Raw genomic sequence first — 16785 nt, forward strand, 5'->3', positions numbered from 1 at the left:
TTACACCTCTCTTATTCATTCACCTTACTTAATTAGTGCGTTGCAATCTACAATCAAGGCTACCTTACCATTACCTAAAATAGTTGCACCGGAAATCGCAAAGATATTTGTTAAGTAATTTCCTAATGACTTCAAGACAATTTCTTGTTGGCCAATGAAAGAATCCACTACTAAACCAGCAAGTTTTTCACCTTTGCGGACAATTACTACTGAATGGAATTCTTCCTCTTGCGGTGCTTTACGTGGAACTTCAAAGATTTCCTCTAAAAATACCAAAGGAACAACCTTGCCACGGAAGTCGATTACTTTTTGATTATGTGCATTCATAATCTCTGATGAACGGATAATAGATGTTTCAATAATAGACGACAGCGGAATTGCATAAATTTCCTTTTCAATTTCCACAAGCATTACTGAAATAATAGATAATGTCAGTGGTAATTGAATTGAAAAGATAGATCCAACGTCTTGTGTAGATTCAATTGAAATATTGCCACCTAATGATTCAATCGTTGTTTTCACAACATCTAATCCTACCCCACGACCAGACACATCTGAAATAACATCTGCAGTCGAGAAGCCTGAAGCTAAAATAAGCTCATTGATTTGTTGATCAGACATTGAATAAGATTGTTCTTGTGTCACAATGCCTTTTGAAATAGCTTTCGCTAGTACTTTTTCACGATTGATGCCTGCACCATCATCTTCAATCTCGATAAAGACGTAGTTACCACTATGGTATGCACGTAATACCACCGTTCCTTCCTCTGGCTTGCCTTTTGCACGACGAGCCGTGGGATTCTCAATTCCATGGTCTACGGAATTACGGATTAAATGGACTAGCGGATCACCAATTTCATCGATAACCGTACGATCTAATTCAGTTTCAGCACCAATAATTTCAAGGTTAATTTTCTTATTTAAGTCACGCGATAGTTGACGAATCATTTTTGGGAAACGGTTGAAAACAGTTTCGACTGGAACCATGCGCATCGTTAAAATGATTGTTTGTAAATCACCCATTACACGACTCATTCGCTCAACTGTTTCATTGAGTTCTCCATGATTCACTTCTGTAGCGATAGATTGAAGGCGACCACGATCAATAACTAGCTCCTCAAATAAGTTCATTAAAATATCAAGTCGTTCAATATTTACACGAATTGTTTTATTCCCAACTGGGGCATGTGTTTTATCAGCCTTGTTAGGTGCTGCTGATTTAGCTGGCTTTGCAACTGGTTCGGCTTTAGCAGGTGTAGCCTCCATCTCAACTACCGCAGTGGCCGTTGCAGCTATTTCTTGTTGAGCTTCATATTCTTTTTCACTAAATTTCTTTTGGTCAATAGTTGTCACAACAACTTCCTCAACCTCTGAAACTTTCATCAGCTTTTTCTGCATATCTTCTGCTGATTCTTTTGTGACAAATGCAACATAAAATTGTTGATCAAACTGTTCATCTTCAAGTTTTTCAACCGATGGACTTGATTTAATGACATCCCCATCTTTTTCTAAAATCTCAAATACCATAAATACACGTGCAGCCTTTAGAAGGCAATCCTCACGTAACGTAACTGAAATTTCATAAGCATTAAAGCCTTGTTCTGATGATTGAGTAATAACTGTTTGTTCAAAACTATCATATTCTAAAACACTTTCTACAGCTGGTGCTACGGCTGTTGCTACCACCTCAGCTACTGCTTCCTCACCTAATTCAATCCGTTTAAGCTGCGCAACCGTTGATGAAACATCACGTTTTCCATCACCGCCGTTCGCAATATCCATCACCATTTCTTCTAAATGATCAACAGATTCAAAGACAACGTCTAAAATTTCAGGTGTTACATGAATCTTTTCATTTCGAATAGCATCTAAAACATTTTCCATTTTATGGGTTAAATCAGCTAAATCTTCAAATCCCATTGTGGCAGACATACCTTTTAACGTATGGGCTGAACGGAAGATTTCCCCAACAATTGCTAAGTCTTCTGGATTTTTTTCTAATTCTAATAAATGTTCACTACACGCTTGTAAATGCTCTTTACTTTCTTCAATAAACATCTCTAAATATTGATTGACTTCCATAAGAGGACACCCCTTTTAAGGCAAATATTTCATTATTGTTTGTGCAATATCATCTACATCTGCAACTTCATCTACAAGTTGCGTTTCAACCGCTGCTTTTGGCATACCATATACAATGCATGTTTCTGATGACTCTGCAATTGCAATAACGTTACCAGTACTTTTTAATACCTTTAATCCGTTAGAACCGTCATGACCCATACCTGTCATAATCACTGCTACTTTATCAAAATCGTTAAACTGACTAACATCTTCAAACATCACATCAACAGAAGGTCGATGGCCTGATCTTGGTGGTTCTTGGTTATCTAGAACAATACCAAAAGTCGTCCCTACTTTTCTGAGTTTTATATGATAACCACCTGGTGCAATATAGGCCACTCCATTTTGCAAAATATCTCCCTGTTCAGCTTCCTTTACAGTAATTTCACTCAGCTGATCGAGACGAGTAGCAAGTGATTTAGTAAATCCAGCAGGCATATGCTGAACAATTAATATAGGTGCTTGGATGGATTTAGGGATTTTAGTTACAACCTCCTGAAGTGCACGAGGTCCTCCGGTGGACGTACCAATTAGCACAATTTTTTTCCCAACTTTACTCCATTCTACCTGTGGCCTTGTTACCGCTACCTTAGTAGCAGTAGCATTTGCAGGAGTATGTGCTCGTCCAACCTGTTGTGATTCATTTATTACGGTACTCGCATTTGTCACTGGTTCTTGTTGTCTTTTACTACCAGAAGGTTTTTTCAATTTGGAAATTGGCACCATAGCAGCTTGCTCCACTTTACGAACAAGCTCATTTTGGATTTTATGTAAATCAAGAGAAATAGTTCCGCTTGGCTTTGCGACAAAATCTACTGCACCACTCTCAATTGCTGCTATCGCATTTTCTGTCCCACGCTGTGTGGTACTCGAGAGCATTACTACGGGAACTGGACATTGTTTCATAATTTCTTTTAAAGCATCGAGCCCATTCAATTCGGGCATTTCAATATCCATTGTCACAACTGTAGGCTTCAACGATTGTATCTTTTTGATCGCATCTTTTCCATTCCGTGCTGTTCCAACAACTTCTACCTTCGAGTTGCCAACAAAAAAGTCACTAATTAGCTTTCTCATAAAAGCAGAATCATCCACAACTAATAGCTTGCTTTTATGTAAAAAGTCCAATTAATCACGCCCTTTCGAGAAAATACTTCTGAGTTTTGTTATAAATTTTTTTGCTGCTTGATCATGTGCATGTATTTCCTCCACACGATGCTCTATAAATCGTACAACAATGAGCTGTAATGTCTTTGAAATGAGTGCGTCTGGGTAAGCAAGAGAGAATGGTACTTGCTCACGCACGGCCTTACGCACAATTGGATCCTCAGGTAAAGAACCAAGAGTTTCTATCTCTTTGTCTAAAAAACGTTTCATCGTTACCTTTAATCGTTCATTCGTTTCTATTCCTTCTTCTTTGCTAAAAGCACGGTTACAGAGAGTATAAAACTGCTTTTCTGGATCTCGAACATGTATATATTTCATCATGGAATATGCATCTGTTATAGAGGTAGGTTCCGCAGTTGAAATAACAATAATTTCATCAATGGATGTTAGTAAGTCTAGCGACCAATTTGTCGCACCAGCCCCCATATCAAATAAAATATAATCATAGTTTTTTTGAAGCTGTTCAAATGCAAGAATAAGTCGCTCAAACATACTATGTGACCACTCAAGTACGCTTGTCATACCTGATCCACCTGAAATATATTTTAAACCATAGGGTCCTTCAAATATGACCTCATCAAGTTGCTTATTTCCTTCTAGGTAATCTTTTAAACTATTAGAAACATTTCTTCCAATTAGAATATGGATATTCCCCATCCCAATATCCATATCAACAACGGCAACTTTTTTACCTTTTTGGACTAAAGTCATAGCAAAATTCATCGTGAAGTTACTTTTACCTACCCCACCTTTCCCACTAACAATTGCAATTGCTCTACCTAGTTCGCCTTGCTGTTTCATCATTTTCAAGCGTAATGCTTCAGCTTGGTCTCTCATTTTTCTTCACCTTGAAAAAACAAATTAAGCACTGCTTCTAAATCAGCTTCCTCAATATCTTCTGGTACTTCTTGACCATTCGTATAGTAAGCAAGTCCTTTATTATATTTAATCATTAAATTGATCATAGTGCCAATAGAATTTGTTTCATCAATCTTAGTGAAAATAAATTTTTCAATCGGTACTTGTTTAAATTGGTCAACAATGTTTTCCATATCCTTTTCTTTCGTTGTCATGGCAAGGACTAAGTAAGATTCTGCTTGATCATCAAATTTTATGAGACGCTGGAGATCTTCCACATATTTAACTTCTTTATAATTTCGGCCAGCTGTATCAATAAAAACTAAATCTAAATGGGATAACTTTTGCACGGCTTGCTCAAAATCTGTGGCATTATAGGCTATTTCGACAGGTGCCTGTAAAAGCCCAGCATATGTTTTTAGCTGCTCTATTGCAGCAATTCGATATGTGTCAGTCGTGATAAAGCCAACCTTTTTCTTTTTTTCTAACACAGCTCTAGCTGCCATTTTGGCAATGGTTGTTGTCTTTCCAACACCTGTTGGTCCTAAAACATTGATATATTTTCTTTCGTAGGATAATCCCCCTACTTGAAGAACTTCTAACTTTTTACGTAGTAAATTTTTCGTAATCATTTTACATTGTGAGAAATTTATTTCTGACGCTTCTTTAAAATGCATAAAAAGCTCATCACCTATCGTTGTGATGAGCTCTTCACTTAGCTCTTGCTGTCTTAAGTATTCAATGAAGGGTAAGAGTTCATCGGGATATTGAGCTTGGGTAGTCTTTTTATGCATGGATTGCATTAAAGATTTTAAATCAGCAATTTCCTTCCTCAATTCTTCAGACATGCTAGTATCCTCTAGTATAGCTGCATCCTGCGGTATTTGATCTTGATGAATTTTTGCTTGAATAGCATCAGTAATCTCTTGTAGCCTTGCATTGTTTTTCGGAGCTACAGGTAATACAGCAGGTGAGGGTGCTGGAGCTACTTGATTTGGCTCCATTGCATCCACTCCTGCAACCACTTCAAAACTTTTCTGTTTAATCATACCGAAAAATTTCTTTTTAATGACTACTTTTGAATTCAAAATGACTGCGTCCTCACCTAATTCTGCCCGCACCTGCTTCATCGCTTCTGGTATGGATGATGCATAATACTTTTTCATTTTCATTGAACATTCACCACTCCAACACTTTGAATTTCGACCGAAGCATCCAGCTCATTATAGGATAAAACCGGAATTTGTGGGAAATAACGCTCCGTGAGTTGACGTAAGTACATACGAACAGCTGGAGAGCATAAAATAATAGCGGATTGCTCCATAAAGGAAACACGCTCTACCTCTGCTGCAATAGTCTCTAAAACTGTTTGAGAATCTTGAGGATCCATTGCTAAATAATTCCCATGATCCGTTTGCTGAATACTATCAGCAATCATTTTTTCTACCTTCCCTGACACCGTAATAACCTTTAATGCTGAGCTATCTCCAACATACTGCGCCGTAATTTGGCGAGCCAATGCTTGACGAACATACTCTGTTAAAATATCTGTATCACTCGTTAACTTTGCATAGTCAGCAAGTGTTTCAAAAATAATTGGTAAGTTACGGACAGACACATTTTCCCGAAGTAGCTTGCCAAGTACCTTTTGAATTTCTCCAGTAGATAAAGGAGTTGGCGTCAATTCCTCTACTAAAATTGGATGCGTTTCGCGCAAATGATCGATTAGCTGCTTTGTCTCTTGACGTCCTAGTAACTCATGAGCATTTGCTCGTATGATTTCTGTTAAGTGTGTTGACACCACACTTGGTGGATCCACAACAGTATAACCATACATTTCTGCATCTTCTTTTACTTGCTCTGTAATCCATTTAGCTGGTAGTCCAAATGATGGCTCAACCGTATCAATACCTTCAATAGAATCATCATCGCCTGGACTCATCGCTAAGTAATGATCTAATAAAAGCTCACCACGTGCCATTTCGTTCCCTTTTATTTTGATTCGATATTCATTTGGTTGAAGTTGAATATTATCACGAATACGAACAACTGGAATGACAATTCCTAATTCTAATGCTAGCTGTCGACGAATCATGATGACACGATCTAATAAATCTCCACCTTGTGCAGCATCTACTAAAGGAATTAATCCATAACCAAATTCAAATTCGATAGGGTCCACATTTAATAAATTCACAACATTTTCAGGGCTCTTCATGCCATCTGTTGCCACTTCTTCCTCAATTTCAAGTAATTCCTCTTCGTCCTCGGGCTTCTTACGCCCCATCATATAAGCTCCTGCTATTAGAGCAATTCCGATTGGAAGTGTGATCCAATCCGGAATTGGCGTAAATAAACCAAGTAATACAATTGTACCACCAGCTACATAAAGAAGCTTAGCTTGGGCAAATAATTGTCCTGTAATGTCCTGGCCAAGACTCCCTTTAGAAGATGCACGTGTTACAACTATCCCTGTGGCTGTTGAAATAAGCAAGGCCGGAATTTGGGAGACAATACCATCACCAACAGTTAGCTTAGAAAAATGAGTTGCTGCTTCCGCAAATGGAAGCCCCATTTGGACAACCCCAATGATGATACCGAATAATAGGTTGATAATAACCATTACCATCGAGGCAATGGCATCCCCTTTTACGAATTTTGTAGCACCGTCCATCGCTCCATAGAAGTCGGCTTCTCCTGATACTTTTTCACGACGTTCACGTGCTTCCTTTTCGGAAATAATCCCTGCATTTAAGTCAGCATCAATACTCATTTGTTTACCAGGCATTGCATCAAGTGTGAAACGTGCTGCAACTTCAGCTACCCGCTCTGCACCTTTTGTAATAACAATAAACTGAATTAACACTAGAATTAAAAAGACAACTAAACCAACAAGAATATTTCCTCCAACTACGAAATCACCGAATGTTTCAACGACAGATCCTGCATCACCATTCGCTAGAATGGCACGAGTTGTGGATACACTTAATCCTAACCGGAACAAAGTTAACAGTAATATTACTGAAGGAAAAATTGAAAAGTCTAATGCTTCCTTCATGCTCATTGCTGTTAGCAGTACAATTAATCCTAATGTAATATTAATGACAATTAAGAAACTTAACATCCACGGAGGAAGAGGGATGATGAGCATCGCAACGATTAAAATAACCGCACCTAAAACCCCAATATCGCGAACTTTCATTTGTGTCCCTCCTACTAAAAAGCTTTAAATTTTTCGCTTAATGCGGTAAACATAAGCAAGTATTTCTGCTACTGCTTTAAAAAATTCCTCTGGTACTTGATCACCAATTTCAACTTGATCATACATAGCACGTGCTAATGGTCTATTTTCAACCATAATGACGTCATGTTCTTTGGCAATCAGTTTAATTTTTTGAGCGATAAAGTCTGTCCCCTTAGCAATTATACGTGGGGCATCCATGCTATCCTCATCATATTTGAGGGCAATCGCATAGTGAGTAGGGTTAGTGATGACAACATCTGCACTTGGCACCTCTGACATCATACGTCGCATGGCCATTTCACGTTGTCGTTGTTTGATTTTTGATTTAATCAGAGGGTCACCCTCACTATTTTTATATTCATCTTTAATATCTTGCTTAGACATTTTAAGATTTTTTTCATATTCATATTTTTGATAAATCCAGTCTAAGAGGGATACACAAAGTAAAACTAAAGAAGCCGCTATACCCATAATGCCAACAAGCTTTCCTACTGTTATGAGCGTCATCCACGGGCTTTTAAAAGATAGTGCTAAAACTTCCGGTAAGTTTGTCCAAATAATGATCGTTGTCACACTTCCGATAAAGCCTATCTTTAAGACAGACTTCAGTAACTCAACAATGGCTTTAACAGAAAATATCTTTTTTAACCCTTTAATAGGGTCCATCTTTTTCAAATCAAATTTCATTGGCTCTAATGTAAAGAGAAAGCCAAACTGCAGAAAGTTACCTGCCAGTGCTCCAACCACTGCAATTGCCATAATCGGTACAACTATAAAAGCCATTTGTATCAATGTTTCTGTAAATAAGTGCATCACACTGTCAATAGTTAATGTTTCGATGCGTATGTTATGAATAAAAGTTTGCCTAAAAAAAGCTAGTAGCTCGTCCCGTAAAGTTCCGGCGAAAAAAAATAAAAAGATAAATACCATAAGCATGACAATGGCACTAGTAATATCCTGACTCTTTACGACCTGTCCTTTTTTTCGAGCATCCTGACGTTTTTTAGGTGTCGCCTTTTCTGTTTTTTCCCCTGAAAAAAACTGTATATCTAAATTCAGTAGTAGTTTCATATTATCCACCACCTAAAATGGCCATTAAATCACGCATACCATAGATCATAATTGTAATGAGCTTTTGAATAACTTGAATCATTACAGCCATCATTGTAAACAACACTAAAAAACTAACACCAATTTTAATAGGGAAACCTACAACAAATATATTTAATTGGGGCACTGTTTTCGCAGTAATACCTAAAGCTAAATCGACTAAAAATAAGGTTGCCACCACAGGAGCAGCCATTTGGAATGCTATCGCGAAAACGGCTGTGAAAGTTGTGATGATGAACTGCGGAAAGTTTTCATTCGCAAAACTAGGAAATTGATCCATCGGTAAAAATTGATAGCTATAGTAAATGCCGTTTAAAATCATATGATGCCCATCAATAGCTAGCAATAAAAGAAGTGCTAGCATATTAAAAAACTGACCAATTAATGGGCTTTGTGCACCCGTTTGTGGGTCAATGATATTGGCGATGGCAAATCCCATTTGAAAATCTATAAAGCTTCCGGCAATTTGTATTGCGGACATGATGATATAGCCAATAAGACCAAATAACAGTCCAACAAGTGCCTCTTTCATCACTAATAATATGTATTCATCATTAAAAGCAAATGGCTCAACATCCAGTGTATAATACATCATCCAAGCTAATACCAATGCGAGAGTAATTTTGACTTGTGGCGGGATGGTCCTATACGAAAAAAATGGTACTGTAACAAAAAATGCTGAAACTCGCACAAGTACTAATAAGAAAACCGTTAAATGCGGAATTAATTCATTCATGGACTCACCCTATATAACGCGTTAAATTCTCAAAAATGTCTCTCGCATAGCTAATTACTTGAGATAACATCCATGGGCCAAAAAACACAATGGCCACAAAGACAGCAATGATTTTTGGTACGAATGCTAATGTTTGCTCTTGAATGGAAGTTGTTGCTTGAAAAACACTGACCGCTAATCCAGTAACTAAGGCAACTAAAAGTAGCGGACCGCTTGTTAGAAGGATAATCATAATGGCACGCTCTGCAATGGAAATAACCAATTCACCTGTCATACTGTATCATCCCCTAAAAACTTTGTAGTAACGATTTCATAACGAGATACCAGCCATCGACGAGAACAAATAATAAAATCTTAAATGGCAAAGAAATCATTACTGGTGGTAACATCATCATCCCCATCGACATTAATGTACTTGCAACAATCATATCGATTACGAGGAATGGTATAAAAATCATAAATCCAATTTGAAATGCTGTTTTTATTTCACTCAAAGCAAATGCAGGAACGAGCATTGTCAGAGGTATTTCTTCGACTGATGCTGGTTTTTCTGCTTGATTATACGATAAAAACAAATCAAGATCTTTTTGCCTTGTATGCTTACTCATAAACTCTTTAAATGGCACACTTGCACGATCATAAGCTTCTTCCAGTCCAATTTCTTCAGCAAATAACGGCTGTAATGCCTCTTTATTAACCTCCTGAAAAGTTGGTGCCATAATAAAGAACGTTAAAAATAGTGCCAGACCGATAATCACTTGATTGGGTGGCATTTGCTGTGTAGCTAATGCCGTACGCACAAAGGATAGGACAATGACAATACGAGCAAAGGATGTCATCAAAATTAATATACTCGGTGCAAGTGATAAAACAGTTAGTAAAAGTAAGAGCTTAACAGATGTAGAGACGTTGGTAGGATCGCTATTGGAAAAAACATTGATTAAATCATTCATTTATCATCCTTCTCCTTTTGCTTCCATCTCTCTATCTCGTCACTACGCTCCTGTTTTATTTCGGATATCTTTTTTTCAAATAATGTGCCAAATGAGTCTTGCTTTTGTTCATTACGCACGCTTACTTGATCTTTTTTCTTAAATTTAGATAATACTTCTGCAATATACGGTGATGTTGCTGCAAGTTCTTGCCTTTCGTTATATAGTGCTAACAATGCTTCAACTTCTTCTGGATCAGTAATTTCACGTAACAGTTGAACGTCTTCTCCAACACCAACTAGATACAATGTCTTACCTACTTGTAAAAGCTGAACCGATTTTTGAGCACCTAACGATAAACCGCCTAAATTTTGTACCATTTGATTACGTTGGAAGTTTAAATTTCGCTTGTTTAAAAACTTCATCAATCCATAAAATAAAGCTACAACAAAAATAAGCGCCAAAACCATTTTTATGTATTCCCATGCAGATATATCTCCAGCTGCTGATACATTTGTCTCTTGTTTAGCAGCTGGATCAGTAGTATCTCCATTACAAGCTTCTGGGTTTTGAATGCAATCCGTGACACTATTCGTATCAGCGTCTGCATAGACAGAAGCTGGTGTCGGGTATAAAAACAGGAAGGTTACAAGAAATGCGAAAATCATCGTTAAACGAAATGATTTTAACATTTTCATGCAATCATCCTAGTGCTTTTTGAATCGCTTCAATTACTCGATCTGCTTGGAAAGGCTTAACGATAAAGTCCTTTGCACCAGCTTGAATTGCATCGATTACCATTGCTTGTTGTCCCATTGCTGAGCACATAATTACAGTTGCACTTGGATCAGAACCCTTAATTGCTTTAAGAGCAGCAATACCATCCATCTCTGGCATTGTAATATCCATTGTTACTAAATCTGGTTTTAATTCATTGTACTTTTCAACAGCCTGTAAACCATCTGCTGCCTCTCCAACAACTTCAAATCCATTTTTTGATAAAATATCCTTGATCATCATGCGCATAAATGCAGCATCGTCTACAATCAAAATTCTTTTAGACATGGTTAACTCCTCCAATTGAAACTATCTTAAATTATTTAAACGTTCTGCTTGACTTAAAACATCTGTAATACGAACACCAAAGTTCTCATCAATAACAACAACTTCACCCTTAGCGATTAAACGACTATTCACTAAAATATCAACCGGTTCCCCGGCTAATTTATCTAGTTCAATAATCGAACCACTTGATAGTTCTAAAATCTCTTTTACAGAACGCTTCGTACGTCCTAACTCTACAGTAACTTGCAATGGAATATCAAGTAGCATATTTAAATTTCTAGCTTCAGATTGAGAGATTACATTTGTATCGAAGCTAGCAAACTGTGCTTGTTGCACATTCACAGGTTGGGCAGGCCTTGATGGTTGCGTAAACTGTGGTTGCTCCTGATATATAGGTTGCTGCATTGGTGCTGCCGGCTGCTCATAAATTGGTTGGGCAGGTGGCGGTGTTGCAGGCGCCGATTGTTGAACAGGCGTTGGTGCAACTGGAGGTGCTTCAGGAGCAATAGTAGCAGCCACTGGTTCTTCAATTGACTCTGTTTCACCTAATAGAGATTTTACGATGTTTTGACTAAATTTAAGCGGTAAGAGCTGCATTAAATTTGAATCAATTAAATTACCAATTCGCAGTCTAAATGAAACTTTAACGAGTAAATCATCTTCTGGTATATTCTCTCGACCTTCGTCTTGTGAAATATTCATTAAATCTATTGTCGGTGGAGAGATATCCACTTTTTTGTTGAATACTGTTGACATTGATGTTGCCGCTGAACCCATCATTTGGTTCATTGCCTCTTGAACAGCACTTAACTGAATTTCACCTAAGTCTGGCTTTGGATTTAATCCATCGCCACCTAACATTAAATCAGCAATAATGGCTGCATCCGATTGTTTAATAACAAGTAAATTCATACCCGTTAAACCAATCGTGTATTCCACTTGAACAGCCACATAAGGATGAGGAAATTCCTCTTCTAATTTATTGCGATTGATCATTGAAATACTTGGTGTAGTAATATCAACTTTTTGACCTAATAACGCAGAAAGAGCTGTAGCAGAGCTTCCAAAAGAAATATTACCTACCTCACCTAATGCATCTTGTGCAAACGAATCTAGGTAATCCTCTACTCTAATTTCATTTGTTTCATCATTTGAAGAAGCTGCAGTGTCGCTGTTTTTATCTTCCAACGTCTCGCCCCTTAATAACGCTTCAATTTCTTCTTGGGAGAGCATTTCATCACTCATCTTCGTCTCCTCCTTTCAAAGGGTCGATAATCTGGATTGCTAATTTTTTACCTTGCTTACCTGGTTGAACAGTAAACTTCGGCAATGTTCCTACTTTCAATAGTAATGGGTCTTCAATTTTTTGATCTAACTGAATAACATCGCCAACTTGCATTGTAAGGAAATCTTCGATTGTGATGTCTGTTAAACCTAATTCAACTGAAAGTGGTAATTGAGCTTGTTTCACACGCGTTTCCAGCATTTTTGTTTGTTCTGGAGACATTTCTTTTGTATTGGTTTGCATCCAATAGCGAACAGAAAGATTTGGAACAATTGGCTCTAATACAACATGAGGAATACAAATATTAATCATGCCGCTTGTCTCACCAATGATTGTATTTAACGAAATGACAACAACTGTTTCATTTGGTGAAATCATTTGTAAAAATTGTGGATTTACTTCAAGCTCCACTAAAATCGGATCGATTTCCGCTACATTTTCCCATGCCTCGCGTAAATTATCGAATGAACGTTCAAAAAGGTTTGTCATAATTTTAGTTTCAATTTCAGTTAGATTATCTACATTACTATGACTCGCCCCACTACCGCCCATTAAACGATCTAACATGGAATAGGCAATGTTCGGATTTATTTCCATCAATATATTACCATCTAATGGTGGCACTTCAAACACATTAATGAGTGTCATATTCGGAATCGAACGAACAAACTCTTCAAATGGTATTTGGTCTACTGATGCAACCGTAATCTGCACATAGCTTCTAAGTTGCGCAGAGAAGAAGGTTGTCAATAATCGTGCAAAATTTTCATGTATTCGGGTCAAACTTCGGATTTGATCTTTTGAGAATCTAAGTGCACGTTTAAAGTCATATACTTTAACTTTGCGAACCTCATCCTCTTTTTTTATGTCATCTGCTGACATTTCGCCAGTTGATATAGCGGAAAGCAGCGCATCTATCTCGGATTGAGATAACACATCTCCTGCCATTTGCCCACCTCCATTTCAAGCAGTTTCTGTTTTATTGAGTGATGAAGGAGGTAAAATATACTTCCTGAACTTCTCCCTCTTGCATCAATTCATTTAACCTTGTTTTTAATGATTTTTGGAAAATTTGTTTGCCTTGCTTACCTTCTAAATCCTTTTGCTCCATTTCAGAAAGCTCTTGAATGGCAATGTTTTGCACTTGGAAAACACGCTTTGTTAATTCTGCAGCAGCATCTTTACTTGTTGTTTGAATTTTTAATGACAAGCGCACAACTCTTTTATCAGCAAGATTTGTTGTGATTTCTGGTACCTCCACCGTGGACTCTACAATCTCATCAATGGATGGCTCAACAGCTCCTGTTGGTTTATTAAATTGTGTAAGCAATACAAACAAAATAACCCCAATCAGTATGACTGCCACTAGCAAAATAATAATCATTGTTAACATTTTATTATTCTTCATCTTTTTCACCTCGTAGATGCGGGTTGGATAAAATTTGTATATTGTTATAAAAGGCAGTTACCTTTTGTCGCACCTCATCTTCACTCTCTAAAACAATTACTTTTGTTCCAGTTGTTAAAGTAATAGTCGTATCTGGGAAAGATTCGACTGTTTCTATGTATAAAGCGTTTAATGTAAATGCTTTGCCACTAAGACGTGTTAGCTCTATCATTGAAATAGGGCCGGGTCTAGCATGAGAGCCGGCCCGACCCTCCCTCATATGAAAATATGTTTTATTATTAAAAGTCCACTTTGAAAGGACTACACTATAAGATTATCGTTTTAAGTTTACTAGCTCTTGTAACACTTCATCCGAAGTAGTAATAATACGTGTATTTGCTTGGAAACCACGTTGCGCTACAATCATCTCTGTAAATTCTTCTGATAAATCTACGTTAGACATTTCAAGGAAACCAGATTGTACGGAACCAATTCCACCTACAGTTGCTACTTGAGCATATGGATCACCAGAGTTCGCTGTCACTTGATAGTAGTTGGACCCTTGTTTCTGAAGGCCACCAGCATTCGGGAATTTAACAAGTACTAGCTGTCCTGCATATTGACGGTCACCTTTGTAATCTACATACTCAACCGTACCATCTTGTCCAATAGACATAGATTGTGCTGTTGTAGGAATTCGAATTGGCGAAATATCGGCTGAAAAATCCATTTCTTCAGCGATATTTCCTTCGATATCAGAAAGACCATTATCTGCTTTTTGCTCTTCAGCTTCAGAGCCATCAATTGTATCGCCATCTGCTGAAATAGATAAAGCATCACTTGCATGACCAACTAAATATTTACCATCAGCATTTACTAAATAACCGTTTTTATCCATATAGAAATTACCAGCTCGGGTATAGAGAATATTGCTGTATCCATCTCCATCAATAATTCCGTCTTCATTAGGTGCTCCATTCGCATCACCTACCATGAAGAACCCATCACCAGAAATAGCTAAGTCTAAAACTCGAGCAGTTGTTTGCAAGGATCCCGAGCCGTGAATTGTGTCAATTGCGGAAAGTTGTGCTCCTAATCCAACTTGGATTGAGTTTACACCACCACGTGTTTGCGTTGGTGCAGATGCTCCTGTTTGCATTTGAGAGACTAAATCTTTAAAAACAACTCTTCCTTTTTTAAAGCCGTATGTATTAACATTCGCGATGTTATTACCAATAACATCTAGCTTTGTTTGGAAGTTTTTAAGACCTGAAATACCTGAATACATAGAACGTAACATAAGTTGTCGTTCTCCCTTCATTTTTTATGTGTGAGCCTCTATCAATCAGCATCACTAAGGCTTCCTTACGTAAGAAGGTCCGGCCTTTATAGTACAATCGTGCCATCAATATTTGTAAATAGCTGTTGCTTTGCTTCCGTGCGATCCATTGCTGTAATGACAGTCGCGTTTTTAGCACTGATAATTAAAGCTGCTTGATCCATCAAAACTAATGGTTGTTTGACACCTTTTGAGCGTGCTTCAAATACCTTATCCGATACAACCTGCCATTCTTGTTCAGAGATATCGATTTTGCGCTCCATCATTCGTTCATGCGCATGCTTGCTCACCTTTAGCTCTTGCTTTGCCGCTTCTTGTAAATGCGCTTTAAACGAAGATTGCTGTGAATTGAGTGATGTAGGCTGTGTTGTGCGAATAGATGGATGCAAGGGTACACGATGAATTGAAAACTTATCCATCACTTTTCTCCACCTTTATTCGCTAATTACAGTAAAATCTTTATCTGTTAGTTTTTTATCATTATCTAAAACGTAATAAATGACGCCATCTTTATTTGAAACAGAAACGATTCGCCCTTGTAATTCTTGTTCTCCATCTTTATACGTCACATTTTTACCAATCAATTTACTTGCCTGCACGAGTGGAGATTCTGTAGCTGTGTTATCACCAGTGGTATTTGTTCCAGAGCCACCTAAGATTCCTGAAATATTGCCCGGAGTTATTTCTTTCCCATCAGCTAAAACGAATACAACACTTCCATCAACAAATTTAAGGGACTCGATAACGCCTGTTCCTTCATTAACAACAGGATTCCCTTTTTCATCTTTCTCTTCTGTAATTTCATGCCATTTAACTTCTTTGCCAACAAATGTCGAATAACTCATCATTTGTGTTTGTTGCTGTGATGCTAGTAAAGATTCCATGGCCTTTGTCATGTTTTGCATTTGCTCTAAAGAAGAAAACTGTGCCATCTGAGAAATAAATTCTCGGTCATCCATCGGATTCGTAGGATCCTGATGCTGTAATTGTGTTATTAACAATTGTAGAAAGGCATCCTTACCAAGTTCACTATTACCTGTTTGCTTCGTAGGTTTTCTATAATTAGAGTAATAAAGGTCGTCTGTTATAGCCTGATTGGTCGCTTTCGTCGTAGTTGCATCTGCCATTGTTACACCTCCTCATTGATTAAATAGTCACTAAAGGATAATCCTTCATCGTCATCATTATTGTTTTGTTCTTGCTCATCATCTTGCTGCTGCTTAAAGAAATTATTGAAGAAGCTTTGATCCCGTTGTTGACGATCCGCATCCTGCAGTGATTGTGCGATATCCAGACGATCCACTTGAATGTTTTGCTGAACAAACGCTTGCTTTAACTGGTGTGCTTGACTGTCAAGTAACTCACGTCCATGAGCTGTAGAAGCTAGTAGACGAGCTGTCAGTACACCATCATTTTGGACAAGTTCAATACGAACGGTCCCTAGGTTTTCCGGATACAGTTTAATCGTTAAACGAGTGATCCCTTGTGCATTAGAAATTTGTGCTCTATTAATTATGGCTTGCATTTCTTTTAATAAA

General features: G+C 37.7%; 19 protein-coding genes. All 19 read right to left on the reverse strand.

Annotated elements, in window-relative coordinates; translation table 11 throughout:
- Positions 1-24: 24 nt before the first annotated feature.
- Positions 25-2082 (reverse strand): chemotaxis protein CheW, encoded by a 2058-nt coding sequence (locus RT445_RS05690; protein WP_313470074.1) that lies wholly within the window; start codon positions 2080-2082, stop codon positions 25-27.
- 15 nt (positions 2083-2097) lie between these two features.
- Entirely contained in the window at positions 2098-3252 is a 1155-nt protein-coding gene (locus RT445_RS05695) for a protein-glutamate methylesterase/protein-glutamine glutaminase (protein WP_312505190.1), read from the reverse strand.
- Positions 3253-4128 (reverse strand): MinD/ParA family protein, encoded by an 876-nt coding sequence (locus RT445_RS05700; protein WP_274795981.1) that lies wholly within the window; start codon positions 4126-4128, stop codon positions 3253-3255.
- On the reverse strand, positions 4125-5321 hold the full coding sequence (flhF, locus tag RT445_RS05705) for a flagellar biosynthesis GTPase FlhF (RefSeq protein WP_313470077.1): 1197 nt from the start codon (positions 5319-5321) through the stop codon (positions 4125-4127). Before flhF ends, RT445_RS05700 begins: the two co-directional genes overlap by 4 nt.
- Positions 5318-7351 carry a flagellar biosynthesis protein FlhA gene (gene flhA, locus RT445_RS05710; RefSeq protein ID WP_274795979.1) on the reverse strand — a complete coding sequence of 678 codons (2034 nt, stop codon included), beginning with the start codon at positions 7349-7351 and terminating at the stop codon, positions 5318-5320. The genes flhF and flhA overlap by 4 nt, the downstream gene beginning before the upstream one ends.
- Positions 7352-7375: 24 nt before the next feature.
- Positions 7376-8464, reverse strand: a complete 1089-nt coding sequence (gene flhB / locus RT445_RS05715; RefSeq protein ID WP_274795978.1) for a flagellar biosynthesis protein FlhB — start codon at positions 8462-8464, stop codon at positions 7376-7378.
- Position 8465: 1 nt separating this feature from the next.
- The gene (gene fliR, locus RT445_RS05720) at positions 8466-9239 is read right to left on the reverse strand and encodes a flagellar biosynthetic protein FliR (RefSeq protein WP_313470081.1); all 774 of its coding nucleotides are present in this window, start codon (positions 9237-9239) and stop codon (positions 8466-8468) included.
- 4 nt (positions 9240-9243) lie between these two features.
- Positions 9244-9513, reverse strand: coding sequence for a flagellar biosynthesis protein FliQ (gene fliQ / locus RT445_RS05725; RefSeq protein WP_274795976.1), 270 nt, complete (start codon positions 9511-9513; stop codon positions 9244-9246).
- 13 nt (positions 9514-9526) lie between these two features.
- Entirely contained in the window at positions 9527-10192 is a 666-nt protein-coding gene (fliP, locus tag RT445_RS05730; RefSeq protein ID WP_155590241.1) for a flagellar type III secretion system pore protein FliP, read from the reverse strand.
- On the reverse strand, positions 10189-10869 hold the full coding sequence (locus RT445_RS05735) for a flagellar biosynthetic protein FliO (protein WP_274795975.1): 681 nt from the start codon (positions 10867-10869) through the stop codon (positions 10189-10191). The genes fliP and RT445_RS05735 overlap by 4 nt, the downstream gene beginning before the upstream one ends.
- Positions 10870-10873: 4 nt before the next feature.
- The gene (locus RT445_RS05740) at positions 10874-11236 is read right to left on the reverse strand and encodes a response regulator (protein WP_008180756.1); all 363 of its coding nucleotides are present in this window, start codon (positions 11234-11236) and stop codon (positions 10874-10876) included.
- Between the two features lie 21 nt (positions 11237-11257).
- Positions 11258-12481 carry a flagellar motor switch phosphatase FliY gene (fliY, locus tag RT445_RS05745; RefSeq protein WP_312505180.1) on the reverse strand — a complete coding sequence of 408 codons (1224 nt, stop codon included), beginning with the start codon at positions 12479-12481 and terminating at the stop codon, positions 11258-11260.
- A complete protein-coding gene (gene fliM, locus RT445_RS05750) occupies positions 12474-13469 on the reverse strand; it encodes a flagellar motor switch protein FliM (RefSeq protein WP_274795973.1) in 996 nt (331 codons plus the stop codon). The genes fliY and fliM overlap by 8 nt, the downstream gene beginning before the upstream one ends.
- Positions 13470-13500: 31 nt before the next feature.
- Positions 13501-13929, reverse strand: a complete 429-nt coding sequence (gene fliL, locus RT445_RS05755) for a flagellar basal body-associated protein FliL (RefSeq protein ID WP_274795971.1) — start codon at positions 13927-13929, stop codon at positions 13501-13503.
- Positions 13919-14140: a flagellar FlbD family protein gene (locus RT445_RS05760; protein WP_274795969.1), complete on the reverse strand. Its 222-nt coding sequence runs from the start codon at positions 14138-14140 to the stop codon at positions 13919-13921. The genes fliL and RT445_RS05760 overlap by 11 nt, the downstream gene beginning before the upstream one ends.
- A 102-nt stretch (positions 14141-14242) precedes the next feature.
- Positions 14243-15208, reverse strand: coding sequence for a flagellar basal body rod protein FlgG (gene flgG / locus RT445_RS05765; protein WP_312505178.1), 966 nt, complete (start codon positions 15206-15208; stop codon positions 14243-14245).
- A gap of 86 nt (positions 15209-15294) precedes the next feature.
- Positions 15295-15666 (reverse strand): TIGR02530 family flagellar biosynthesis protein, encoded by a 372-nt coding sequence (locus RT445_RS05770; RefSeq protein WP_274795967.1) that lies wholly within the window; start codon positions 15664-15666, stop codon positions 15295-15297.
- A 15-nt stretch (positions 15667-15681) separates the two neighbouring features.
- Complete coding sequence (gene flgD / locus RT445_RS05775) at positions 15682-16374, reverse strand: flagellar hook assembly protein FlgD (RefSeq protein WP_274795966.1); 693 nt, start codon at positions 16372-16374, stop codon at positions 15682-15684.
- A gap of 2 nt (positions 16375-16376) precedes the next feature.
- The coding region (locus tag RT445_RS05780; protein WP_313470087.1) for a flagellar hook-length control protein FliK at positions 16377-16785 on the reverse strand (409 nt) is incomplete at its 5' end.

Origin of the sequence: Lysinibacillus sp. (assembly GCF_032093475.1) — a bacterium.
Taxonomy (GTDB): domain Bacteria; phylum Bacillota; class Bacilli; order Bacillales_A; family Planococcaceae; genus Lysinibacillus; species Lysinibacillus irui.

Coding starts and splice junctions, on each gene's coding strand:
- RT445_RS05690 (WP_313470074.1), bottom strand. CDS start 2,082: ATGGAAGTCAATCAATATTTAGAGATGTTTATTGAAGAAAGTAAAGAG.
- RT445_RS05700 (WP_274795981.1), bottom strand. CDS start 4,128: ATGAGAGACCAAGCTGAAGCATTACGCTTGAAAATGATGAAACAGCAA.
- flhF (WP_313470077.1), bottom strand. CDS start 5,321: ATGAAAATGAAAAAGTATTATGCATCATCCATACCAGAAGCGATGAAG.
- flhA (WP_274795979.1), bottom strand. CDS start 7,351: ATGAAAGTTCGCGATATTGGGGTTTTAGGTGCGGTTATTTTAATCGTT.
- flhB (WP_274795978.1), bottom strand. CDS start 8,464: ATGAAACTACTACTGAATTTAGATATACAGTTTTTTTCAGGGGAAAAA.
- fliR (WP_313470081.1), bottom strand. CDS start 9,239: ATGAATGAATTAATTCCGCATTTAACGGTTTTCTTATTAGTACTTGTG.
- fliQ (WP_274795976.1), bottom strand. CDS start 9,513: ATGACAGGTGAATTGGTTATTTCCATTGCAGAGCGTGCCATTATGATT.
- fliP (WP_155590241.1), bottom strand. CDS start 10,192: ATGAATGATTTAATCAATGTTTTTTCCAATAGCGATCCTACCAACGTC.
- RT445_RS05735 (WP_274795975.1), bottom strand. CDS start 10,869: ATGAAAATGTTAAAATCATTTCGTTTAACGATGATTTTCGCATTTCTT.
- RT445_RS05740 (WP_008180756.1), bottom strand. CDS start 11,236: ATGTCTAAAAGAATTTTGATTGTAGACGATGCTGCATTTATGCGCATG.
- fliY (WP_312505180.1), bottom strand. CDS start 12,481: ATGAGTGATGAAATGCTCTCCCAAGAAGAAATTGAAGCGTTATTAAGG.
- fliM (WP_274795973.1), bottom strand. CDS start 13,469: ATGGCAGGAGATGTGTTATCTCAATCCGAGATAGATGCGCTGCTTTCC.
- fliL (WP_274795971.1), bottom strand. CDS start 13,929: ATGAAGAATAATAAAATGTTAACAATGATTATTATTTTGCTAGTGGCA.
- RT445_RS05760 (WP_274795969.1), bottom strand. CDS start 14,140: ATGATAGAGCTAACACGTCTTAGTGGCAAAGCATTTACATTAAACGCT.
- flgG (WP_312505178.1), bottom strand. CDS start 15,208: ATGTTACGTTCTATGTATTCAGGTATTTCAGGTCTTAAAAACTTCCAA.
- RT445_RS05770 (WP_274795967.1), bottom strand. CDS start 15,666: ATGGATAAGTTTTCAATTCATCGTGTACCCTTGCATCCATCTATTCGC.
- flgD (WP_274795966.1), bottom strand. CDS start 16,374: ATGGCAGATGCAACTACGACGAAAGCGACCAATCAGGCTATAACAGAC.